Source organism: Olsenella sp. KH1P3, from assembly GCF_900167315.1.
GTDB lineage: Bacteria > Actinomycetota > Coriobacteriia > Coriobacteriales > Atopobiaceae > Olsenella_J > Olsenella_J umbonata_A.
In genome coordinates, this window is record NZ_FUWQ01000001.1 from 393,293 (window position 1) to 416,846 (window position 23,554).

Here is a 23,554-nt window from a genome sequence, read left to right on the forward strand (position 1 = left end):
TTCTTGCCTATATTTTTGCGTCTGGGGCTACTGTCCGAGGGCTGCATGCGTATCGAATACCTGGTATCTATTCGCGCCCATGGAGAAATGAACCGAAATCAGAATCAAGTTTGAAGGTAGACCACATTCTTCATGCATCTCGGGGCGTGCCAAACACAAGCTAAACAACGCGCGTTAGAATTGCAGCTGAGTTAAACCACCCATATCTCAATGGAGGTACACATGCTCGTCAACGCTACTGCTATGCTTCAGTCCGCCGAGAAGGGCCACTATGGCATTGGTGCTTTCAACACCAACAACCTTGAGTGGGCCAGCTCGATCCTGGACGCCGCAGAGGAGCTCCAGTCGCCGCTCATCATCCAGTGCACCGGTGGCGCTGCTAAGTGGCAGACCAGCTTCAAGGTCGTCTCTCACATCGTCCACGACCTGGTCGAGGAGAAGAAGATCACCGTTCCCGTCGCCCTTCACCTTGATCACGGCTCCTACGAGCAGTGCTTCCAGGCTATCGAGGCCGGCTTCACCTCCATCATGTATGATGGCTCCCACGAGGAGACCTTCCAGATCAACCTCGACCGTACCGCTGAGCTCGTGAAGCTTGCCCACTCCAAGGGCATCTCCATCGAGGCCGAGGTCGGCGGCATCGGTGGCGTCGAGGACGGCGTCGCCTCCACCGGCGAGCTCGCTGACCCCAAGGAGTGCAAGGCCATCGCTGACCTCGGCGTTGATTTCCTTGCTTGTGGCATCGGCAACATCCACGGCCTCTACCCCGAGAACTGGGCTGGCCTCTCCTTCGAGCGCCTGAGCGAGATCAAGGCCGAGACTGGTGACCTGCCCCTCGTCCTCCACGGTGGCACCGGCATCCCCGTTGACCAGGTCCAGAAGGCCATCTCCCTCGGCATCTCCAAGATCAACGTCAACACCGACCTCCAGGTTGCCTTCGCCAAGGCGACTCGCGAGTACGTTGAGTCCGGCGCCGACCTCAAGGGCAAGGGCTATGACCCCCGCAAGCTCCTCAAGCCTGGTCGCGAGGCTATCGTCGCCCGTACCAAGGAGCTCATCGAGGAGTTCGGCTCCACTGGCAAGGCTTGGAACTAAGCTATCGGCTGCCTAGGCAAGCGATTGTCTGGAACAGTTAGCCGAACGACTTATTGTTTGGCATCTTGAACTTGGCCGGCGTCCTTCGGGACGCCGGTTTTTGCTGTCGCACAAATCATCGCGAGCGCATGCCTGGGGCAAAAATGCGGCACAGGGCCACTGTTGTGTCACGTAGGTGAGAAGAGAGCGAATCAGGTACGGGCCGTAGCTGTATTTTTTGCCGAGGGTTTCCATGACCTTGCTTCGCCTGTCGGGGACTGCTCAGAAGCGCGCGGCACGACGAGCGCCGGCACCGCCAGGCCTAGCGACTCCCCGTCTTAGGCGCGGCGTACGCGACGCCGCCGCGAAAAACGCGCTACGGTCCAAATCCTTGACCTCCCCTGGTTGGCTCCAGTTGGGAGACGGTGGTCACTGCCTTTCAGGGCGTCCGCGCGTCTTCGCGCTACCGTGTCCTCGGCTGTCCGGCGTGGCCCGCAAAAAACATGCCCGCTCGCGGCGGGCATGTCAATCTTAAAAAATGTTCGGGCGGGTTACCTGCGTCAGCCCCGGCGAGTTGCCTATTCCTTTTCCCTGCGACCCTGCTCCTTTGCGCGTTCCGCCTCGAGCGTGCCCCGTTCCATCATCTCCTCGACGATGTCGGCAAGCGTCTTGCTGTCCAGGTAGGACGCAGTCACCTTGCCCAGGTCGCGCCACATTGTGATAGTGGGACAGGTGTCGATTTGCGGGCAGATGCTGTCGTTGGTGCAGTCCAGGCACGATACCGGTGCGAGCGAGCCCTCCGCCGCGCGAAGGATTGCGCCAAGGGTGTACTGGGAGGGGTCGCGCGTCAGGCGGTAGCCGCCGCCCTTGCCGCGGAGGCTCTCCACGAAGCCTGCCTTGTGCATCAGCGAGACGACCTGTTCGAGGTACTTGCGCGAGATTCCCTGGCGTCGTGAGACGTCTCCCAGCGAGACCCAGCCCGGGTGGGTCGCGAGGTCTCCCATGATCCTGAGCGCGTAGCGCCCCTTTGTCGAGAACATGCCAGCCATGATCCTCTCCGATGGTCTTGAGCTATTCCGAGTCGCTATCCATCGACGCGCCGACCGTGGGCAACGCGTTTGCCTCGAGCATCTCGCTCAGGGTGCGCCAGGCGAGCTCGGCGCACTTGACGCGTGCGGGCATGTGCGAGATGTCGCGAAGCATCGCGGCGTCCTCGAGCTCCTCGATGCGCTCGTCGTTGGTCTCCTCGCCACGCACCATCGCCATGAACAGGCGGCACAGCTCGATGGCCTCGGCGGGGGTCTTGCCGACCATGAGGTCACTCATCATGTCGGCCGAGGCCTGGCTGATGGCGCAACCGTGGCCCTGGTAGGCGGCCTCGTCGATGGTTCCGTCGTCTGCCATGCGCACCGAGAAGGTCAGCTCGTCTCCGCAGGATGGGTTGACCCCCTCGTGCGTGAAGGTGGCGTCGTCCATCTGGTACTTGTAGTCAGGGTGGTTCACGTGGTCCATGAACTCCGCGTTGTAGAGGCCGGTCACGCCGGCAGCCATGTTAGCCATTGAAGATCGTCCAAACCGTGTCGAGTCCGTTGATGAACCTGTCGATGTCCGCCTTGTCGTTGTAGAACGCGACCGAGGCGCGGCAGGTGCTGCCCATCTGCACGTCGAGGTACGAGAGGAGCGGCTGCGCGCAGTGGTGGCCGGCGCGGATACAGATGCCGGAGCCGTCCAGAATCGAGGACACGTCGTGCGGGTGGATGCCGTGAACGTTGAAGGCGACGGCACCCACGTGGCGCGAGCCGTCGCGCGGGCCGATCACGTCGACGTAGTCCAAGGCCGCGAGCGAGTCGCACAGGTAGCAGGCGAGCTCGCGCTCACGCTGCTCGATGCGCTCCATGCCGAGGCCCTCCAGGTAGGTGAGGTCTGCGTCAAAGGCGTAGGAGCCTGCCGCGTCCTGCGTGCCGGCCTCGAACTTCTGCGGTACGGGGGCCCAGACGGCGCCGGTCTCGGTGACCGAGTCGATCATCTCGCCGCCCGTGAGGAACGGCGGCATCTGGTCGAGAATCTCGGACTTGCCCCACAGTACGCCGATCCCCATGGGGCCGCCCAGCTTGTGGGCGGAAAACGCCATCAGGTCGCAGTTGAGCTCGCGCACGTTGACCTTCAGGTGCGGGACGGACTGCGCGCCGTCGACCACCATGTAAGCGCCCATCTCGTGGGCGCGCGCGGCGATGGCGGGAATGTCGTTCTCGACGCCAAGGACGTTTGAGACGTGCGTGACCGAGACAATCTTGGCCTTGGGACCGATCTTCTCCTCGATCTCCTGCTGGGTGATGGCGTAGTCGTCGTCCAGGCGCAGGTAAACGAGCTTGGCGCCGGTTGCGGCACAGACCTGCTGCCAGGGGATGATGTTGGAGTGGTGCTCCATGATCGAGATGACGACCTCGTCGCCTGGCCGCAGGACCGAGCGCCCCAGGCTGTTGGCAACCAGGTTGAGCGACTCGGAGGCGTTGCGCGTGAAGACGACCTGGCTGCCCTGCGGCTTGCCGGCCTCGTCGGTTGCGCCGATGAAGCTCGCGATGTGGTTGCGGGCGTCTTCGATGGCCGCAGTCGCGGCGACCGAGAGGCGGTACAGGCCGCGCAGCGGGTTGGCGTTCATCGTCTCGTAGAAGTCGCGCTCGGCGGCGAGCACGGCCTCGGGGCGCTGCGAGGTCGCGGCGCTGTCGAGGAACGTGATGCCGGGGTTCTTGGCGAGCAGGGGGAAGTCCTTCTTGTACGGGCTCTGCTCGATATCTTTGAGCTGTGATTCGCTTAGCATGCTACCTCTCGCTGTCTATTCGTTGCTGCTTGCGTCGGTGTTGTCTTCCGCATCGCCTGCTGCCTCGGCGGGGGAGAAGGACAAGGCCTCGTCCTCGAAGGCATCGCCCAGGACGTGGGTTCCGCGCGCGATGACGGCCGTGCGGGCGGATGCAACCTCGGCGTGGTTCAGGGCGTCGTCGAACAGGGCGCGGCTGAACAGCGTGTCGATGTCGTCCTCCGAAAGGCCGCGGGCCTTGAGGTAGTCGATCTGCTCGGGACTCAGAGAGCCGATGGTCGCGCCGTGGTTGCCCTGGACGTCCTCCTCGTCGCAGAGGATGGAGGGCAGGGTCTTGTTGGTGACGCCGTCGCCGGTCACCAGGACGGTCTCGGCCTCGTTGCCCTTGGCGCCCTTGGCGCCGTGGATGAGGTCGATGGTCTCGCGCATGGTCTTGCGGGCCGAGTCGCCCAGGATGCCCGTGGACTGGATCTCGCTGCGGGTGTCGCGCCCGCGCATGCGCACGACGTGGTTGATGTCCAGAAGCTCGCTGCCACCTGCTACGTAACGGCAGGTCAGGTCGATGCGAGAGGACTTGCCGGCAAGGTTCGCGGCGATGCCCAGGGCGACCTTGGCGCCGCCCAGCGCGTACTGGCGGATGCTGACGCGCGCGTCGTCCGCGGCCTCGACCCCGATGGCCTCGAGGTGCTGGCGACCCTCGCCGGAGGCGACGATCTGGACGATCTCGACCTTGGCGCCGCGCTCTGCGATGACGCGAAGGGCCGCTGCGGTGGTGGCCACGGTCGAGGTGGCCTCCTGCCGGGAGCTCGTGCTCACGATGATGCGGACGCTTGCGCCCTCGCGCACCATGACGCCGGTGTCCTTGAAGGGCTCGTCGTCGGTGACGGCCACGACGACCGGCTCGTCCCGGCGCGTGCGGGCGGGAACCTCGACGTAGGCCGCGCCGTCGGCCATGCGCTCGATCCAGCGGGTGGCCTCGGCGCCCAGCCCGTCCTCGATGGCCGAAAAGAGCTTGGGCAGCCTGTTGAAGGCGGCTCCGGTGCGTCCGGCCTGGGGCGCGGGGACGTCGAAGGCGATGTCGTTGATCCTAAGGTAGTTCCAGGTCTGTGCGGGCGAGTCGTTGACGTTGACGAGGGCGATGGTCGCCGGGCTCGTGATCTTGCTGTCTGCCATTAGCCGATCGCCCCTTCCATCTCGAGCTTGATCAGGTTGTTCATCTCGACGGCGTACTCGAGCGGCAGCTCCTTCGAGACGGGGTTGGCGAATCCGTTTACTACCATGGAGCGCGCCTCGGCCTCGGAGCAGCCGCGGCTCATCAGGTAGAGGACCGTGTCATCCGAGATACGGCCGATGGTCGCCTCGTGGCCCACCTGCGCGGTGGCGTTGCGCACGTCCATCGCGGGAATGGTGTCGGAGCGGCTGATGTCGTCGAGCATGAGCGACTGGCACGAGACCGTCGCGCGTGCGCGGTCGGCGTGGCGGCCGACGATGACGGAGGAGCGGAAGGTGTTCAGGCCGCCGTCCTTCGAGATCGACTTGGTCTCGACCGAGGCGGTGGTGTCCTTCCCGTTCAGCACGACCTTGCAGCCCGTGTCCAGGTCCTGCGTGGCACCGGCGAAGGTGATGCCGGTGAACTCGCAGCTGGAGCGGTCTCCCTGCAGGATGGTGGTGGGGTAGAGGTAGCTCACGTGGCTGCCGAACGAGCCGGAGACCCACTCCATCCTTGCGTCGGAGGCGACGCGGGCGCGCTTGGTGTTGAGGTTGTACATGTTCTTGGACCAGTTCTCGATCGTGGAGTAGCGCAGGCGCGCGCCATCCTTCACGAAGAGCTCGACCGCGCCGGCATGGAGGTTCGCCTCGTAGTACTTGGGGGCGGAGCAGCCCTCGATGAAATGCAGGTCAGCGCCCTCCTCGACGATGATGAGCGTGTGCTCGAACTGGCCCGCGCCCTGGGCGTTCAGGCGGAAGTAGCTCTGAAGCGGGTAGTCGACCCTCACGCCCTTGGGGACGTAGACGAAGGAGCCGCCAGACCACACGGCGTAGTGGAGCGCCGCGAACTTGTGGTCGGTCATGGGGATGAGGGTGCCGAAGTACTGCTTGACGACGGGCTCCCACTTGGGGTCCTGAAGCGCGTCCTCGATGGTGGTGTAGACGACGCCGTACTTGGCGACCTCCTCGCGCATGTTGTGGTAGACGATCTCGGAGTCGTACTGGGCCCCGACGCCGGCCAGGCTCTCGCGCTCGGCCTGGGGGATGCCCAGGCGCTCGAAGGTGTCCTTGATGTCCTCGGGCACGTCGTCCCAGTCCTTGGCCTGCTTGGTCTTGGGGCTGACGTAGGTCGAGATGTTGTTGAGGTCCAGGCCCTCGATGGAGGGGCCGTAGTTGGGGGCCATGTCGCGGCGGTGGTACTCGGCGAGCGCCTCCAGGCGCATGTCGAGCATCCACTGCGGCTCGTTCTTCTTGCTGCTGATGGAGCGGACGATGTCGGGCGTCAGGCCGTCCTCGTAGCGCTCGTAGCCCTCCTCGGACTTCGTGAAGTCGTATAGCGAGCGGTCGACGTCGGCGACCTTGGAGCGGCCGCGCTCGTCGAGCTCGGGAGTATCGTTGCTGCTCATTAGGCCTCGTCCTTCTCGACTGCGCCCTCGAAGCGGCCGAAGCCGTTGGCGTCGATGTCGTCGATGAGGGATGCGGGGCCCTCGGCCACCAGGTTGCCCTTGACCATGACGTGGGTCCTGTCGACAGAGAGCTTCTCGAGGATGCGCGTGTTGTGGGTGATCATCAGCAGCGCGCCGTCGCAGTCTGCGCGGTATGCCTCGATGCCGCGCGAGACGATCTGGAGGGCGTCGACGTCGAGGCCGGAGTCGGTCTCGTCGAGGATGGCCAGCTTGGGCCTGAGCAGTAGGAGCTGGAGCATCTCGATCTTCTTCTTCTCTCCGCCCGAGAAGCCCACGTTGAGCTCGCGGGTGAGGAAGGAGTCGTCAATCTCGAGCTGCTCGGAGATCTTGGCGACGCGCTGGCGGAACTTGCGCGCGGTGGTCTTGAGCTCGGGACGCATCTGGCAGATGGTGCGCAGGAAGCTGTACAGGGGCACGCCGGGGACCTCGACGGGGGCCTGGTAGGACAGGAAGATGCCCGCGAGCGAACGCTTGTCGGCGCCCTTCTGGGTGACGTCTTCGCCGTCGAACTCGATGGCGCCCGAGGTCACCTGGTAGGCGGTATCGCCCATGATGACGTGACCGAGCGTCGACTTGCCGGCGCCGTTCGGCCCCATGAGGACGTGTGTCTCGCCCGTGCCGACGCTCAGGTCGATGTTATGGAGGATGGGCTTGTCCTCGGTTCCCGCCGAGAGCCCGTTGATGGTAAGCAGCTGTGCCATGGTGCCTCTCTCTGTGCTGGTAAAGCCTTACGTTTCGTGCGGCCGCCGCGCCACTGGACGATGCCCCTCGCTGGCTGGCGGTGATATTCCTACTCACAAGGGGGTATATTACCCCGCATCGACGGGCCCAACAACAAGAAACTCTAGTTTGCAGGTAGGATTCACGCCAACGTTACGAGTTGGACCGCGACCGCATTCCGGGCGCCCGTCTGGGCGGCCGCGGTGGCAGGGCGGAGGGAACGTGTTTGCCGCGACGCCGGCCTGCCGGCTGAGCTGGTCGGAAGGGGGCCGTGGCAGGCGAAGCAGGGCGGAGGGGCATGGCATGGGCCGGCCCCGCCGCGCTCTCAATCCGCCTCGATTCGCACGCGCTGCTCTACTATGTTTGGGACAAACACCAAGCAGGGAGGAACCATGCCGCAAGCGGAACGTGACGCGCCCCAGGCCGACGCGCCCCTTACCCGGAATGACGTTGCGGGCATCGCGGACTACGCGCGCATCGCGCTGACGCCGGAGGAGCTCGACCAGATGACTGCGTACCTCAACGACGCGGTCGCGCTGCTCAAGCCCATCCGCCACTTCTGCCTCGAGGGCGTCGAGCCCACGTTCCATCCCATCGGCGGCCTCGCCAACGTGATGGCCCCGGACGAGCCCGACCCCGCCCGGAGCCTGCCGACCGAGGTCGCGCTTTCGGCCGCCGCCTCGAGCAGGGGCCGCTTCTTCCGCATCCCGTCGATTCTGGGGGCCGCGGAGGATGCGCCCGCAGACTCCGACCCGACTGCCACGCCCGGCGGCGCCATGTCCGACGGCGGCGCGACGGGGGAGGTGGGCCGCTGATGGCAAGCCTCGACCAGCTTTCCGCCTCGACCATCGCGCGCGGCGTTGCGGCGGGGGACTTCTCGGCTACCGAGGTCGCCCGCGCCTCGCTCGACGCCGTCGCCGCCCGCGACCCCAAGGTCCAGGCGTTCCTGGAGGTCTCGGCCGACCTCGCCCTTACGGCGGCGGCTTCCGTCGACGCGGCCAGGGCCAGGGGAGAAGCGCTTCCGCCCCTTGCCGGCGTGCCCGTCGCGTTCAAGGACAACATGCAGCTCGTGGGCACCCACACCACCTGTGCCTCGCGCATGCTCGAGGGCTACGAGTCGCCCTTCACCGCAACCTGCGTGCGCCGCGTGCTCGACGCGGGTGCCGTGCCCGTGGGCAAGACCAACATGGACGAGTTCGCCTTCGGCAGTTCCACCGAGTCGAGTGCCTTCCACCCCACGGCGAACCCCTGGGACACCTCGCGCGTGCCCGGCGGCTCCTCCGGAGGCTCCGCCGCGGCCGTCGCCTCGGGCCAGGTCGCGCTTGCGCTGGGCTCCGACACCGGCGGCTCGATTCGCCAGCCCGCGAGCTTCTGCGGCGTGGTGGGCCTGAAGCCCAGCTACGGCGTCGTGAGCCGATACGGCGTCGTCGCCTTCGGCTCGTCGCTCGACCAGGTGGGTCCTTTCGGCAGGCGCGTCGAGGACGTCGCCCTCGCCATGGATGCGCTCACCTGCGCGGGCCGCGACCCCTACGACGCGACCAGCCAGGACTGCGAGCCCGACTTCCGCGCGCACCTTGACGATCCTGTCGAGGGCCACACCGTAGGCGTGGTGCCCGAGCTCATGGCCACACCCGGCCTGACCGACGAGGTCAGGGCTGGCATCGCCCTCGCCCGCGCGGCGCTCGAGTCCCAGGGCGCGCGCGTCGTCGAGGTGGAGCTCCCCAGCATCGCGAGCGCCATCGCCGCCTACTACGTCATTGCCCCGTGCGAGGCGTTCAGCAACCTCGCCCGCTTCGACGGCGTGAGGTACGGCCGCCAGCAGGACGGCTGCTCGTCGCTGGCACGGCAGACCGCCCTCTCGCGCGCCCGCGGCTTCGGCCAGGAGGCCAAGCGCCGCCAGCTGCTCGGTGCCTACCTGCTCTCCAGCGGCACCTACGACAAGTACTACTATCCGGCGCAGCAGGTCCGCACCCTCATCACGCGCGACTACGCCCGCGCCTTCGCGCGCTGCGACGCCATCCTCATGCCCGCGAGTCCCCGCACCGCCTTCCGCTTTGGCGAGGTCTCCGACCCCACGCAGATGTACGCCGCCGACGCGTTCACCATCTCGAGCAACATCGCAGGCAACGGCAGCGTCTCGGTCCCGCTGGGGCTGGGGGCCGACTCGGGCATGCCCGTCTCGGCACAGCTGCAGGGTCCCGCGTTCGGCGACTGCCGGCTGCTGGCCTTCGCGCGCGCCCTCGAGCGCGGCGTCGACTGCGGCCTCGGTTTGGGCAAGGGCGCCCCCGTCGCGCCTGCCTTCGCCGGGAAGGGAGGCGACCTGTGATGGGCGAGCCCAAGCTGCGCCCGCTTGCCGACGTGCTCCGCGACTGGGAAGCAGTCATCGGCCTCGAGGTCCACACCGAGCTCACGTCGCTCAGGACCAAGATGTTCTGCAACTGCCGTCTGAGCCACGACGACGCGCCCAACACCAACGTCTGCCCCGTGTGCCTGGGGCTGCCCGGCGCGCTGCCCGTGCCCAACCGCGAGGCCATCCGGGCCATCGTGATGGCGGGCCTGGCCTGCGGCTGCCAGATCCAGCGTCGCTCGATGTTCTATCGCAAGCACTACTTCTATCCCGACATGGCCAAGAACTTCCAGACCACGCAGGGCCCCGTCGCGTTCTGCATGCACGGCCGCCTGGACCTCGAGGTCTCGGGGGAGGGTGCCGCGGAGCGTCCGGCCCGCGCAGACGCCGACGCCAGGGGAGAAGCGCTCGCGCGCTCGGCCGACGGCTCCTACGTGGTCCCCGTCCGCATCCTGCGCATCCACATGGAGGAGGACGCCGCCAAGATGGTCCACGCAGGCGGTGAGGAGGGTCGCATCGACGGTGCCACCGAGTCCTTCCTGGACTACAACCGCTGCGGCACGCCCCTGATTGAGCTGGTGACCGAGCCCGACCTGCGCACCCCCGAAGAGGCGCGCCTTTTCATGGAGAAGCTCCGCCGCACCTTCAGGACGCTGGGCATATCTGACTGCTCGCTCGAGTCGGGCTCGATGCGCTGCGACGGCAACGTCAGCCTGCGCCGCCGCGGCAGCCGCAAGCTGGGCACGAAGACCGAGGTAAAGAACCTCAACTCCTTCAAGAGCCTGCACGACGCCCTCGCCTTCGAGATCCGCCGCCAGGCCTCCCTGCTCGAGGGAGGCGACCCAGTGCGCCAGGAGACGCGCCACTGGGAGCCGTCTCGAAGGCGCACCATCGCCATGCGCGGTAAGGAGACGGCCGACGACTACCGCCTGTTCCCCGATCCTGACCTGGCACCCTTCGACCTGAGCGACGAGTTCGTCGAGAGCGTCCGCTCCCTCATGCCCGAGCTGCCCGACGCCAAGCGCGACCGCCTCCAGAGGCAGTACGGCCTCAAGCTCCACGACGCGGCCCAGCTTGCCGACGACCCCGACGTCTCGGCGCGCTTCGAGGAGGCCGTGGCCCTTGCGACCGAAGGTGAGAAGCGCTCCGCATCTGGCTCCGCAGGTGCCTCGGCCCGAGGCGTGGCCGCCACCGTCGCCAACGTCTTTGTGAACCTGCTGCCCGCCTTTGGGGCCGTGACTTCCGCCCAGGCCGCGGGCGTCTCGCTCCTGCTTGTGCGCGACGAGCTCACCTTCGCCCAGGCAAGGGAGCTCCTCGCCGCGCTCGACGGGACCGACAGGGACCCCGAGGTCGCCGTCGACCGGCTGGGCCTGCGCCAGGTGAGCGACGTCGAGGCCCTCGATCCCGTGGTGAATGAGGTGCTTACCCGATGCACCGAGCAGGTGGCCCAGTACCGGGACGGCAACGTAAAGGTGATCGGCTATCTGGTGGGGCAGTGCATGAGGGCGTCGTCGGGCTCGGGCAATCCCAAGCTCTTCAGGAAGATGCTCGCCGAGCGGCTGGACTCCTGAGGGGCTCGGGCGCTCGGCGAGCCGACGCTCGCGCCCGTGCGCTGCCGCTGCCCGATTGCCGGGCACTTCTCCCCAGTATGCGAAGAAACCCAAATAACACTTAAACCAAACTGAACCCGCTGTTGAGCTGGTGTTACAGTGAGCCGTTGGCATAAAAATGGTCTCTATGCGTCGTGTGTATTTGGGGTTTGGGCACGTGCGTGGGGTAGACTCTATCGGATACGAATCGAAGTGATGATAGAATCATTATGCCTATGCATACTATCGTCGAACGAAATCGAGGCATATCGATGCAGAACAAGGCACAGAAAGCCATTGCCGCGGCGCTTAGTGCGACGCTTACCTTCTCGGGCGCAACCGCACCCGCTCTGTTCCTGAACACCGCGTACGCTGACGAGGCCAGCGACCTCCAGTCTCAGCTGGACGCCGCGAACGCCCGCCTGAACTCGCTCTACGCCCAGGCCGAGGAGGCCTCCGAGCAGCTGAACGACACGCAGGTCAAGCTGGACGAGACCAACGCCCAGATCGACTCGCTCAACCAGCAGATCGAGGAGCAGGAGAAGGAACTCAAGCAGAAGCAGGACACGCTCTCGGACCGCGTGGCGGCCAACTACAAGTCCGGCTCCACCTCGCTGCTCGACCTCCTGCTGAGCTCTCACTCCTTCGAGGAGCTCACGAGCAACATCTACTACGCGACCAAGGTCAGCCAGAGCGACGCCGAGGCCATCGCCGAGGTCAAGAACCTGCGCGAGGAGCTGAACAACAACAAGAGCCAGCTCGAGCAGCAGAAGTCCGAGCAGGAGTCCCTGCTCGAGAGCCAGAAGTCCCAGCAGGCCGCGCTTACCGCCCAGGCACAGGAGGCCCAGTCCTACGTTGACAGCCTCGACTCCCAGGTCAAGGCTGCCCTCGAGCAGCAGCGCCAGCAGGAGGCGGCGGCAGCCCAAGCCGCAGCGCAGCAGAACGAGGCCGCTTCCCAGCAGGAGGCCAACAACGCCGCGCAGCAGAACACCAACAACAACGGTGGCGGCAACAACGGCGGAAACTCCGGCAACACCAACAACAACGGCGGCGGCAACAACGGCGGCGGCAACAACGGTGGTGGCAACAACGGTGGTGGCAACTCCGGCGGCGGCAACTCCGGTGGCGGCAACCACGGCGGCGGCAACCACGGCGTGAGCGGCGCCTGGCGCTCCACGGTCGTGAGCGCGGCCTACGCCCAGATTGGCGGCACCTACGTCTGGGCAGCGTGCAACCCCGGCGCAAGGCAGTTCGACTGCTCCGGCCTGACCATGTACTGCTACAGCTGCGCCGGCATCAGCATCTCGCACAGCTCCGGCTCGCAGAGCAGCTTCTGCAGCAAGCCCATCTCGCAGGCCGTCGCGGGCGACGTCGTCTGGCGCCCGGGTCACGTCGGCATCTACGTGGGCGGTGGCAACACCATCGAGGCGCTCTCGCCTGGCCAGGGCATCCAGTTCGTCTCTGGCGGCCTCTACAGCTTCTCGCGCTGCGGCTCGCCCGTCTAAGGCGACCGCGCAGCCAACATCAGGCGGCAACGCATAAGCTCAAGCCCGGCCCCGGTGGGGGTCGGGCTTTTCTTGTGGCTCGCCATGGAGTCGCGTCGCCCGACGCGCTTGGCGTGAGTGGGACAGCACCTTCCGTTTGGGCTAAAGGGGTCCTTGCGTTGGCGGAAAAGATGGGACTGGGAGCGCATGCGTTTCTCGGCAAGGGAAATAATTGATGCGCGGGTGCGTCGTGGCCGTCGCTCGCGACCGCTCGGCCCACCCCTTTGGTCCGTGTTGTTTTGACAAGGAGGCTGCACAATGGCAAACCGTTTCGTTCTGAATGACATCTCGTATCATGGCTCGGGCGCGATCAAGGAGATCCCCGGCGAGATCCTGCGCCGAGGCTACAAGAAGGCCTTCGTCTGCTCCGACCCCGACCTGGTCAAGTTCGGCGTCACGGCGAAGGTGACCGACCTTCTGGACGGGGCGGGCATTCCCTGGGAGCTCTACTCGCAGATCAAGCCCAACCCGACCATCAAGAACGTTCAGGACGGCGTCGCGGCCTTCAAGGAGTCAGGCGCGGACATGATCGTCGCCATCGGTGGCGGCTCCTCGATGGACACGGCCAAGGCCATCGGCGTCATCGCCGAAAACCCCGAGTTCGCCGACGTCGTCTCGCTCGAGGGCGTGGCAGACACCAAGAACCACGCGACCTTCACCATAGCGGTTCCCACCACCGCCGGCACCGCGGCCGAGGTCACCATCAACTATGTGATCACCGACCCCGAGAGGGTTCGCAAGTTCGTCTGCGTCGACGTGAACGACATCCCGATGGTTGCCGTGGTCGACCCTGACATGATGGCGTCCATGCCCGCCGGGCTCACGGCCGCGACCGGCATGGACGCGCTCACGCACGCCATCGAGGGCTACACCACCCGCGGCGCCTGGGAGCTTTCGGACATGTTCCACTACAAGGCGATCCAGCTGATCAGCTCCAACCTGCGCGACGCCTACGCCGAGGCGCAGTCCGGCACGCCGGGCAGCGGGCGCGAGGGCATGGCGCTGGGCCAGTACGTCGCGGGCATGGGCTTCTCGAACGTTGGCCTGGGCATCGACCACGCCATGGCGCACACGCTCTCGGCGCACTACGACACGCCGCACGGCGTTGCCTGCGCGATGCTGCTGCCCATCGCCATGGAGTTCAACAAGCCGGCTGTCGCGGCGCGCCTGGCCGAGGTCGCCGTCGCTATGGGCGTCGACACCACGGGCATGAGCGAGGACGAGGCCGCCGATGCCGCCATCGAGGCGGTGCGCCAGCTCTCGGCCGACGTGAACATTCCCAAGGCCTGCGACGGCCTGGTGGAGGGGGACCTCGACCAGCTGGCGACCGACGCGCTCAACGACGCCTGCTATCCCGGCAACCCCTGCGAGGCGACCCACGAGCAGGTGGTGGAGCTCTTCCGCAAGGTCATGCCGTAGCGCTATTCGGGGCGTCTGGCCGGGGCGCCCCGCCCGGGTCCACACTTCGCAATCGCGCGTGCCCGTCTTGCTTGCTGCGAGGCGGGCACGTCCTTCCAGCGGTGCGCGGGCTTGCGGAGGGGTGTGCGGAAGCGTGACGAACGTTTGGCTGCGTGCGATATTCTGCATTGCATCTACCAGCGCGTTTAATCGAAACAGATATGTTTACCAGCAGAAACGTTAGGGCCTAGCAAATTGCGAGGTAAAACGCTATGTTTGGATGGTAAGAAGGTCTCGGGACCATTGCGGGCACCCTGGGGCGTAGCACGGGAGGAGAGAAGAACATGGCGACCATGGTCGACTATCTTGCATGGAGGGGGGACCTCGACTTTGCCGAGCGACCCTTCAACGACGTCGACGCGCTCGTCCTGGGCACGCTCTCCTACGTCGACTTCTCGGGCGTCGTTCCCGGCGCGGGGGAGGGCGGGATCCGGCTCGCCGACGCGGCCGAGGCGCTCCTGAGGAGGGCCGACGGCAACCTGGCGCCCTACGTGCGCTCGATGGCGTCGATCAAGGAGTCCTTTCTGGAGGGGCTCGCGCGCTCGCGGCGCTTCGGGGACCTGTGGCTCACCACGTACGCCGACGAGGTGGACGACTCGATCTCGCTCCAGTTCGCCGCGCTGACCGTCGACCTCACGGGCCGCGGAGTCGCCGTGGGCGGCAGGTCCGTGGACGCCTACGTCTCGTTTCGCGGCACGGACCTATCTCTTGCCGGCTGGCAGGAGGACTTCATGCTGGGCTTCACCATCACCCGAGCCCAGACCCTTGCCCGCGCCTACCTGAGGGACGCCCTCCAGACCTACGGAGGCGTCCTTGTCGGCGGCCACTCGAAGGGCGGAAACCTTGTCTCGTACGCCACGGCTACGGTGGGGCCCAAGCTCGCGGAGGGCATCGTGCGCGCCTGGAGCCTCGACGGCCCCGGCATGGACGAGTCTCTTATGGCCAAGGGACCGCACGACGCCCTGGGCCCGCGCTTCGTGCGCCTGCAGCCCGCCTACAGCGTGGTGGGCCAGCTGTTCGACCGCCCGGAGACCCCGCGCACCTACGTTCGGAGCGACGCAAGCGGTCTTGCGCAGCACGACCCCATGACCTGGCAGGTGAGCCGTGACTCTCTGGCGGAGGCCGAGGGACTCGAGCCTGCCGCCAAGGTCGTAAACGAGAGCCTCGCCAGCTGGCTCGCCGGCATGGGCATGGCCGAGCGCGAGGCCCTCACCACCGAGCTCTTCGAGGTGCTCGAGGCCGGCGGTGCCACCGACCTGAACGAGCTCGTGAGGCCCGAGAGCCTCCAGAAGGTGCTGGCGGCCGCCGGCTCGGTCTCTCCGCGCACGAAGGACCTGATGGGACGGCTCGTCGAGGCGAACGTGAACGGCGCGAGGGCCGCGGTGGGCAAAGCCGTGCTCGAGGCCCGCGATGCCGCGGGGCAGGCAGCCGCCGACTTCGCTCAGGGCGCCGTGGGCCGCGTGGGGGCCGAGGCCCGCGAGATCACCGGGGCGCTCTCCGACTTCGTGGCGACGCTGCCGGTCATCGGGCATGCCAACCCCGAACCCGAAGGCGCCGCGGACGACCTTCCGGCGCCGGACTACATCAGCATCCCGCAGACCCTCTCGAGCGGGGGCGATGCGTTTCTTTCCAAGGGGGAGGACGACGCGGCGGGCCGCTCCTAGCGCCCGTGGCCCGCGCGCGGCATGCCGTTATGCTTTAATACGGTAAAGCGAAACCAAGGAGAGGCAGGGCCGCGAGGCGGCGGGGCGGTTTGCAAGGAGCACCTATGACTAGCGAGAAGAACATTACGCAGGACCAGCTTGACCGCCTGTTCGAGTCGATGTGCGCGCTCGAGTCCCCCCAGGAGGCCCGCGCGTTTTTGGCCGACATACTCTCCGCCCGCGAGCTGGACGACCTCGCGCAGCGCCTCCAGGTGGCCGGCCTGCTCGCCCGCGGCCAGTCCTACGTGAGCGTCAGCGCCCAGACGGGGGCCTCGTCAACCACGGTCAGCCGCGTTTCGAAGTGCCTCAACGGCGCCGCCGGCGGCTACCGGCTGGTCCTGGATCGCATCGGCCTCCCCAAGGAGTAGCGCCCGCCAGCGAGAAGGGCACGCACTTCTCGCCGTGGCGTTCCTCCGCTCTGCGGTTTTAATGTCCGCTCGCGGCGTTACGATAAGGTTGTCAAACGCTCGGCCCCGCCCATCGCGTCGGTCGAGGCCAACAATGCCAACCAACAAGGACGCCTATGTCTCTCTCCGTTATCCACACGTCTGACGACCGCCTGGCCAGCGCTCCCGTTCGCGAGGCGCTCTCTGCTGCCGTCGCGGCCCATGGCCGCGCCACGCTGCTCGTGCCCGACTTCCAGGCGCAGCTCGAGGCCTCGCGCCAGTTGGCGGGCGTCGAGGGCCTGTCGATGGGCGTGACGGTGACCACGCCCGAGGCCTGGGTGAAGGAGCGCTGGGAGGTCTGGGGCGACGGCACCCACGTGGTCGAGCCCATGGTGCGGACCATGGCGCTGCAGGCGGTCGTGTCCCAGGCGGCGTCTGCCGAGGGCTGCCCCTTGGGCGACAACCTGGGCACGGTCAACATGCTTGCCCGCCTGGCCGAGCGGGCCCTGCCCTGGCTTCCCATCGACCCGCAGGGCCAGGTCAATGTCGTCTTCGCACAGGAGTGCGGCCTGACTCGGGCGGAGTGCGTGGCGCTCGGGCTGCTGGGCACCTACTCCAGCCTGATCGAGTCGATGGGCTACGTCGAGGGCTGCGTCGCTTCCGCGCGCCTGGTCGGCGCCATGACGGCTGCCGACGCCGCGAAGTCCGTCTGGCCCACGGTTGCCGCCGGCTTCGACAGCCTCTCGCGCGCAAGGCGTGACCTGCTTTCCGACCTTGCGGCCGTGACTGACGTGAGCGTCGTCGCGACCCGTTCCAACGCCGCGGCGACCGCGCTGCTTGACGCGGACCTTGACCTGCTGTTGGATTCCGCCCGCACGGCAGGCGTGTCGGTGGAGGAGGGCAATGCCGCCGGGGAGTGCGAGCCCGACTCGAGGGACGTACGTGCCCAGGAGCTTCGCGCGCTGATCAAAAACATCTTCGGCGCGGAGCGCGTCGAACCTGCTGGGGCCGTTTCCGTCGTCACCCCTGCGGGGCCCGTCGCCGAGTCCGAGGCGATCTGCCGCGAGGCGCGCCGCCTTGCGGACGCCGGCTGCGCAGACGTTGTCGTGAGCGTTCCGGACGCCGCCGTCGCCTGGCGCAACCTTGCTCCCAAGCTCGCATGTCGCGGCGTTTCCGTCCAGGCGACCATGGCGGCGCGCGTCGACCGGCTTGAGGCGGGCCGTGCGTTCTTCCAGTTCGCCGGCGTCGTCGCGCGACTGGCTAAGCTGAGGGACGAGTGGCCTCAGAGCGAGAAGGTGCAGGAGGGAACCCTCGTGCACCTGGGCGACATGTCGTGGTGGCCGCCGCGAGACCTCACCGACTTCCTCCTCTCGTCCATATCCGATGTTCCCACGGGACGTGCCATGGCCCTCGACGCGCGCTGGCGTGCCGACCGCCTGCTCACGCCCGCTGACGTGCTTGACCTCCTGCAGAACAGGGGTCGCACCTCGGATTCCGTGGCCGCTGCCACGCGTGAGCTCCTCAAGGGGAGGCTCGGCTCCGCCGCCTCGAAGCTGCTTGCGCCGTTCGTCTCGGGCGGGTTCGGCCCGCTCGACGAGGTCGTTTCTGCCGACGGGGCGGAGGTCCTCCTGAGCGTCGAACGGCCGCAGGACTCCCTTGCGGACCAGCAGGCCATGGGCGCCTTGGGGGCCGTGCTCGACATCGCCGGCGTTCTCAAGGAGCTGGGCGTCACGGCAGACCCCAAGGCCGAGCGTCGCGTCGCCCTGACCGAGCTCGTCGCCCTTGCGACGCGCGCGGCGAGCCACGTCAAGGTTGCCACGCGCGTGCGCTGCGAGCCGGAGGGTGCCGGGCCCGGCACGCCCGTCGTGCGCCTGGTCGATCACTCCCGTGCGGCTACGCTGCCCGCGCGCAGCGCGGACGCCGTCATCGTCTGCGGGCAGACCTCGGTCGAGGAGCCGTTGCCCACGGGCGACGACGTCGCGACCGCTCTTCTGGTCCAGCTGGGCGTCGAGGTCGCTCCCGACGCCGTGGGGCAGGCCCGCTCATCCTTCGTGCGCCGGCTCTCGGTGGCACGCCGTGCCGTCTCGCTCGAGCGAACGCTCTTCGACGCCGACTCGAAGGAGCGCTATCCCTCCGTCATGCTCTCGGAGCTGCTGGCGGCCTATGGTCAGCGTGGCGGCGAGCTCTGCGTGGCGGAGTCCCTCTCTGAGTGCGAGGCCGCCGCGATGGTCTCGCCCTGCGGCCGCGCGCCCGAGGTGGTCGCGACGGACGCGCCTGCGGCCGCCGGCGTCGTCAGCGGCCCCGCCCGCGCGCTGGTCAACGTGCCGCGCGAAGGGAGGCCCGACCTGCTGGACGGCAGGCCCGTGCTCTCGGCCTCGCAGATCGAGTCCTACCTCGAGTGTCCCTACAAGTGGTTCAGCCTGCGCCGGCTGCGCCTGCAGAACGCCGATGCCGGCTTCGGTCCCATGGAGATGGGAACCTTCGTTCACCGCGTGCTCGAGGTGACGCACTCCACGCTGCTGTCCGAGGCGCTCGGGGCGATGGAGCCCTCGCCCGACGTCGCGGCTGACCCGCGCGTCCGCGTTCCCGGCTCGGGGCTCTACGGCGCCAGCCCTGAGCTCCTGCGGCACGCCAAGGACCTCATGCTCCAGGAGCTTGCCGACCACCTGCGCCACCAGTTCATCCGCGAGGGCAAGTCCAGTCGCTACCAGGCCCTCGTCCCGCACGACGTCGCCGACCGCGGCACGCTCGAGTCCATGCGCGATGACGTCCTGAGCGTTCTGGACTACCAGAGGGGAATCCTCGAGGGCTTCGAGCCGCGCATGTTCGAGTGGAACTTCGGCCACGGCGCCGACCGCGTGGGCTATGCCGGCGCCTGGCTCAACGGAACGATCGACCGCGTGGACGTTGACGCTCACGGCAGCGCAATCGTGATTGACTACAAGAACAAGAAGTCCTCGGGCTTCGCCAAGGAGTACGGCGCCCTGCTCGCGTCGAAGGACAGTGCGGGCTTCGTCCTGCCTAGGCGCGTGCAGTCGCTCGTCTACGGACAGGTCATCCGCCGGCGCTTTGAGGGCTTGCTTTCGGTCAAGGGCGCCATGTACCTCTCCACCAAGGGGCGTGACCACGCGCTCTCCGGCGCTGTCGACGCCGACCAGATGGAGCGCGTCTACGGCGACCGCCTGCCGTCAAAGGACGCACGGGCGGCCGTTGGCGTCGAGCGCGGCGCGGACTTCGGCATCGAGGGCGAGACCGGCATGGACGCCCTGCTCGATGCGACCGAGGCCGCCATCGCCGAAGAGGTGGCACGCATGATGGACGGCTGCATCGAGGCGAGGCCACGCGACGCCAAGGCGTGCGACTACTGCCCGGTCAGCAACTGCGAGAAGAGGATGAACTAGTGAGCGGCATCGACCTTTCGACCCTGAACGACGAGCAGAAGAAGATCGTCACCACGCTCGACGAGCCCCTCTTCGTCGAGGCAGGCGCCGGCTCGGGCAAGACCTTCACGCTCACGCGCCGCATCGCCTGGGCGCTCTCGCCCGGCTCTGGCGAGGGGGGCAGGCCCTACATCGACAGCCTCTCGCAGGCGCTCGTCATCACCTTCACCAATGCCGCCGCGCAGGAGATCAAGGAGCGCGTCCGCTCCACCCTTCGCGACGCTGGCATGGCGGAGCACGCCCTCGAGGTCGACTCCGCCTGGATCAGCACCATCCACGGCATGTGCGGGCGCATCCTCAAGCGCCACGCGCTCGACCTTGGACTCGACCCGGAGTTCTCCATGGCCTCCGGAAACGTGGAGGACCAGATTCGTGCCCAGGCCCTGAACGAGGTGCTGAGCGAGGCGTCCCGCCGCCGCAAGGACGACCCCGCCATGGCGGCGCTCTTTGCGGAGTACGGCATCGGCGCCCCCGACAGGGGACACGGCGCAACGGGTCTCTACGGTGCGCTCGAGTCGGTGATCGAGGTCGCCTCGAAGGCTCCGCGGGGGCTTGAGGGCCTGACGTTTGCACAGGCAGATGACGTCGATTCGGTCGTGAGGGACTTCAGTCGCTCCTACGGCAGCCTGCTTGCGCTGAAGTTGGACGACGAGAAGACCCAGCAGATCGCCTCTCAGCTCGAGGCCATGGACGACTTCCTGACGCTGCCGCCGTCGGAGCGCACGGCCGAGCGTGCGGCCGCGCTGCTCGCCAAGCCGTACGTGCCCAGATCGAGCAAGACGATCAAGGAGGCTGTGGACGAGGCCAAGGGCGAGCTCGCCTTTGCGCAGGTGGCCCTCGCCCTCGCGCGCGTGCGCCCCTTGGTGCCGGCTTTGATGTCGCTCGCGCACAAGGTCCAGGAGCGCGTGGCGCAGCTCGAGCGTGCCAAGTCTGTCCTTTCTGCTGACGACCTCATTTCGCTCGCGCTCGAGGCCGTGCGCGACAACCCCGCCGTCGCGCGGGACTACGCCGGCCGCTTCAGGCTGGTCATGGTCGACGAGTTCCAGGACACCGACGAGCGCCAGCTCGAGCTCATCGAGATTCTCTCGGGCGCGGGTGCCCGGCACCTGGCCACGGTCGGCGACGCGCAGCAGTCCATCTACCGCTTCCGCGGCGCCGACGTCTCCGTCTTCAGGGGCAGGGGAGAAGCGCTTCCCGAATCTGAGCACGTGCGCCTGAGCGTCAACTACCGCAGCCATGCGGACGTGCTCTCGCTGGTCGACCGCGTCTGCGGCGGCAAGCACGGCGTGCTGGACGGCTTCATGCACCTCGACCCCAATCCCAAGCGCGCGGACGGCTACGTCGCCCGCGACATCCCGCGCATCGACATCGAGCTCACCAGGGGCGCCTCCGCCTCCGGCAACGTTGGCAAGTCCCAGAGCGCGGTCGGTGCGGCCATGGTTGCGGACCGCCTGGCCCGCCTGCGCGATGCCGGCCAGAAGCCGGGTGACATGGCGCTTCTCCTCGGCGCGTTCACGAACGCCTCGTTCTACCTGGACGCCATGCGCGCCCGCGGACTCGAGTGCGTCGTTTCGGGTGGCTCCAACTTCACCAATGCGCCCGAGGTCGCCGTGATGGCGCACCTCCTGCATGCGCTCGCCAACCCCAAGGACACCCAGGCGGGCCTGTTCCCCCTGCTCACGAGCGAGGTGTTCGCGCTCGATGCCAACGACCTGGTCCAGCTGGGAACCCGTGCGCAGCTGAGGCTCGACGCGCCTACCAACCGCTCGGTCGACCGCGGCCTCGAGACCATGGAGTTCTTCCACGACGCCGAGCCCAGCCTGCGTCTTCGGCGCGCGCGCGAGGTCATGATGCGCGCCCGCACCGCACTGCGGACCAAGCCCGTCGCCGACGTCTGCCTTCAGGTGGTCCGCGAGTCCGGCTGGCTCTCGCGCCTGGAGCGCGGCGACGCCGCCGAGCGCGCCCGCGAGGCCAACGTGCTGGGCGCAATCCGCTACATCCGCGACCTCACGACCGACCTCGCCATCGGTCCCGCCCGCGCGGCCGACGAGTTCGACCGCTGGCTCGCCATCTCGAACGTCGCACCCTCGTCCTTGGCTGGCGGTCGGAATGACGCAGTGCGCGTCATGACCATCCACTCGTCCAAAGGCCTGGAGTTTCCCGTGGTCGCGGTGGCCGACTGCTGGTCGGTCAAGGCCGACGGCGGCGCGCTGCTCGCGGGCAAGGCCGACGACGGCTCCTACGGCTGCGTGCTCGTGCCCGGCTCGGGGACGGACCTCCGAGGTCTCGACAAGAAGCCCAAGGGCATGAGCAAGACGCTCGGGGGCTACGAGCTCGTGGGCGAGCCGCAAGGCGCCTTCGAGTGGGCCGCGGCCCTGAGGCAGAGGTCCGACGAGGAGGCGGCTGCCGAGAAGACCCGCCTGCTCTACGTCGCGCTCACCCGTGCGCGTGAGGCCCTCGTGGTCGCCTGCCCCATCATCAGCACGAGCAAGGGAAGCTCCGACGGGCTCGCGACCGACTTCGCTCAGAGTCTCTACGCGGGCGGCATTCCCGATCCCGGTGAGCACCGGCTCGACTTTGGGGGAGAGGAGCCCGCCGTCGTGCGCGTGGCCTCCGTCGCGGTCGACAAGGCCACGAAGCTCGCGACGGTCGACGCCCATGGCGCCCTGCCCGCGCTCGAGGGAGGCCCTCTTGGCCCCGACGTCTCGAGGATCGCACTCGTCGGCACTCCGGTGGAGGGGCTCGAGCGCGAGGATGCGGGCTTCGACCTCTTCCAGGTAGAGCCGGACGATGTCGCCGAGCGCGCCGTCCCCGTGCCCTCGCGCGAGGGCGTCTACAGCTACTCCAGCGCGCATGCCCTCATGCAGCAGAGCTTCGTCCCCGCAGGGGGAGGCGTGGCTCCGGATGACGACGACATCGCCTGGAGGCCCACCGGCGCCGCCGTTCCCACGCGTGCCGAACGCGACGCCTGGCAGGAGGGCGCGCCCGTGGTCGATGACGGCGACAAGGCGACCAGCTTCGGCTCGGCCTTCCACCTGCTCGCACAGGGCATGGTCGAGAGCGGCCGCAACCCCTCGGCCGAGCGCGTGGCGCGCATGGCGGACTACTGGCGCCTCTCCCGCAACCAGCGCACGCGCCTTGACGCGGCCCTCGGGCTCTGGCAGGCCTCCGCTATCCGCCACGAGGCGCTCGCGCACGGGGTCGTGCGCGCCGAGGTTCCGTTCTTCTGCCACGCGGCCTCCCGCTACGGCGACTACGTCGAGGGCGCCATAGACCTTCTGGCCTATGACCGCGCTGACGACGAGGCCTTCCTGGTCGACTACAAGACGGGTGACCGCGGGCTCGACGCGCGCCAGATCTGGGCGCGCCACGAGATGCAGGCCAACTTCTACGCGTCGGTGCTGATGGCACAGGGCTTCTCGCGCGTGCGCTGCAGCTTCGTCTGCGTCGAGGTCCCGGCCGAGAGCGTCGCGGGTGCCGAGTCCGCGCCGGGCGAGCCCTTCGTCGCGCGCTACGAGTTCGACGCCGCACGCCCCCCGCGCATCTAGCGGGGGGGATCGGCGCCATGGCGGCACTGCGGGACGGACCGCCGGGCGAGTTGTGGACTTTTGCCGCTCGGGGCAGCCCAGGCCGGTTGCCCCCTCACCTGCGAAAACCCTACCGCCCACGCGTCATCCCAGCTCAGAAGCCCGAACACGTGTTTGGTCACAGGTTCGCGGCGACGGCGTTTCCGCTATCATCGTTGGGGAACAACTCGGCGCGCCACGCCCTTCTCGCCCGCAATGCGACGGGAGGCTGCGGTG

The 23,554-nt window shown here is 67.6% G+C and carries 16 protein-coding genes; 10 read left to right on the forward strand and 6 right to left on the reverse strand.

Annotated features, from left to right (window positions below):
* The first annotated feature begins 222 nt into the window (after positions 1-222).
* Entirely contained in the window at positions 223-1,095 is an 873-nt protein-coding gene (gene fba / locus B5D13_RS01650) for a class II fructose-1,6-bisphosphate aldolase (RefSeq protein WP_078686550.1), read from the forward strand.
* A 557-nt stretch (positions 1,096-1,652) separates the two neighbouring features.
* On the opposite strand, the gene B5D13_RS01655 is transcribed toward fba, so the two are convergent.
* From B5D13_RS01655 to sufC, 6 genes are read right to left on the reverse strand one after another with little or no spacing between them, the layout of a single operon-like run.
* Positions 1,653-2,123: an RrF2 family transcriptional regulator gene (locus B5D13_RS01655; RefSeq protein WP_078686551.1), complete on the reverse strand. Its 471-nt coding sequence runs from the start codon at positions 2,121-2,123 to the stop codon at positions 1,653-1,655.
* 22 nt (positions 2,124-2,145) lie between these two features.
* Positions 2,146-2,634, reverse strand: coding sequence for a Fe-S cluster assembly sulfur transfer protein SufU (sufU, locus tag B5D13_RS01660; protein ID WP_078686552.1), 489 nt, complete (start codon positions 2,632-2,634; stop codon positions 2,146-2,148).
* Positions 2,627-3,892, reverse strand: a complete 1,266-nt coding sequence (locus B5D13_RS01665; protein WP_078686553.1) for an aminotransferase class V-fold PLP-dependent enzyme — start codon at positions 3,890-3,892, stop codon at positions 2,627-2,629. The genes sufU and B5D13_RS01665 overlap by 8 nt, the downstream gene beginning before the upstream one ends.
* A gap of 15 nt (positions 3,893-3,907) precedes the next feature.
* Positions 3,908-5,062: a SufB/SufD family protein gene (locus B5D13_RS01670; protein WP_078686554.1), complete on the reverse strand. Its 1,155-nt coding sequence runs from the start codon at positions 5,060-5,062 to the stop codon at positions 3,908-3,910.
* Positions 5,062-6,504: a Fe-S cluster assembly protein SufB gene (gene sufB, locus B5D13_RS01675; RefSeq protein WP_078686555.1), complete on the reverse strand. Its 1,443-nt coding sequence runs from the start codon at positions 6,502-6,504 to the stop codon at positions 5,062-5,064. The genes B5D13_RS01670 and sufB overlap by 1 nt, the downstream gene beginning before the upstream one ends.
* A complete protein-coding gene (sufC, locus tag B5D13_RS01680; RefSeq protein WP_078686556.1) occupies positions 6,504-7,265 on the reverse strand; it encodes a Fe-S cluster assembly ATPase SufC in 762 nt (253 codons plus the stop codon). The genes sufB and sufC overlap by 1 nt, the downstream gene beginning before the upstream one ends.
* Positions 7,266-7,676: 411 nt before the next feature.
* Here sufC and B5D13_RS01685 point away from each other — a divergent pair, with 411 nt between their 5' ends.
* From B5D13_RS01685 to B5D13_RS01725, 9 genes are all read left to right on the forward strand, one after another.
* The gene (locus B5D13_RS01685; protein ID WP_078686557.1) at positions 7,677-8,099 is read left to right on the forward strand and encodes an Asp-tRNA(Asn)/Glu-tRNA(Gln) amidotransferase subunit GatC; all 423 of its coding nucleotides are present in this window, start codon (positions 7,677-7,679) and stop codon (positions 8,097-8,099) included.
* Entirely contained in the window at positions 8,099-9,610 is a 1,512-nt protein-coding gene (gatA, locus tag B5D13_RS01690; protein WP_078686558.1) for an Asp-tRNA(Asn)/Glu-tRNA(Gln) amidotransferase subunit GatA, read from the forward strand. Before B5D13_RS01685 ends, gatA begins: the two co-directional genes overlap by 1 nt.
* A gap of 14 nt (positions 9,611-9,624) precedes the next feature.
* Entirely contained in the window at positions 9,625-11,202 is a 1,578-nt protein-coding gene (gene gatB / locus B5D13_RS01695) for an Asp-tRNA(Asn)/Glu-tRNA(Gln) amidotransferase subunit GatB (protein ID WP_078686735.1), read from the forward strand.
* A gap of 290 nt (positions 11,203-11,492) precedes the next feature.
* The gene (locus tag B5D13_RS01700; protein ID WP_143327726.1) at positions 11,493-12,725 is read left to right on the forward strand and encodes a coiled-coil domain-containing protein; all 1,233 of its coding nucleotides are present in this window, start codon (positions 11,493-11,495) and stop codon (positions 12,723-12,725) included.
* Between the two features lie 297 nt (positions 12,726-13,022).
* Positions 13,023-14,183 (forward strand): lactaldehyde reductase, encoded by a 1,161-nt coding sequence (gene fucO / locus B5D13_RS01705; RefSeq protein ID WP_078686560.1) that lies wholly within the window; start codon positions 13,023-13,025, stop codon positions 14,181-14,183.
* Between the two features lie 323 nt (positions 14,184-14,506).
* Complete coding sequence (locus B5D13_RS01710) at positions 14,507-15,886, forward strand: Mbeg1-like protein (protein WP_078686561.1); 1,380 nt, start codon at positions 14,507-14,509, stop codon at positions 15,884-15,886.
* 104 nt (positions 15,887-15,990) lie between these two features.
* Complete coding sequence (locus tag B5D13_RS01715) at positions 15,991-16,293, forward strand: YerC/YecD family TrpR-related protein (RefSeq protein ID WP_078686562.1); 303 nt, start codon at positions 15,991-15,993, stop codon at positions 16,291-16,293.
* A 155-nt stretch (positions 16,294-16,448) separates the two neighbouring features.
* A complete protein-coding gene (locus tag B5D13_RS01720; RefSeq protein ID WP_078686563.1) occupies positions 16,449-19,712 on the forward strand; it encodes a PD-(D/E)XK nuclease family protein in 3,264 nt (1,087 codons plus the stop codon).
* Positions 19,712-23,299: a UvrD-helicase domain-containing protein gene (locus tag B5D13_RS01725; protein WP_143327727.1), complete on the forward strand. Its 3,588-nt coding sequence runs from the start codon at positions 19,712-19,714 to the stop codon at positions 23,297-23,299. The genes B5D13_RS01720 and B5D13_RS01725 overlap by 1 nt, the downstream gene beginning before the upstream one ends.
* Positions 23,300-23,554: the final 255 nt, after the last annotated feature.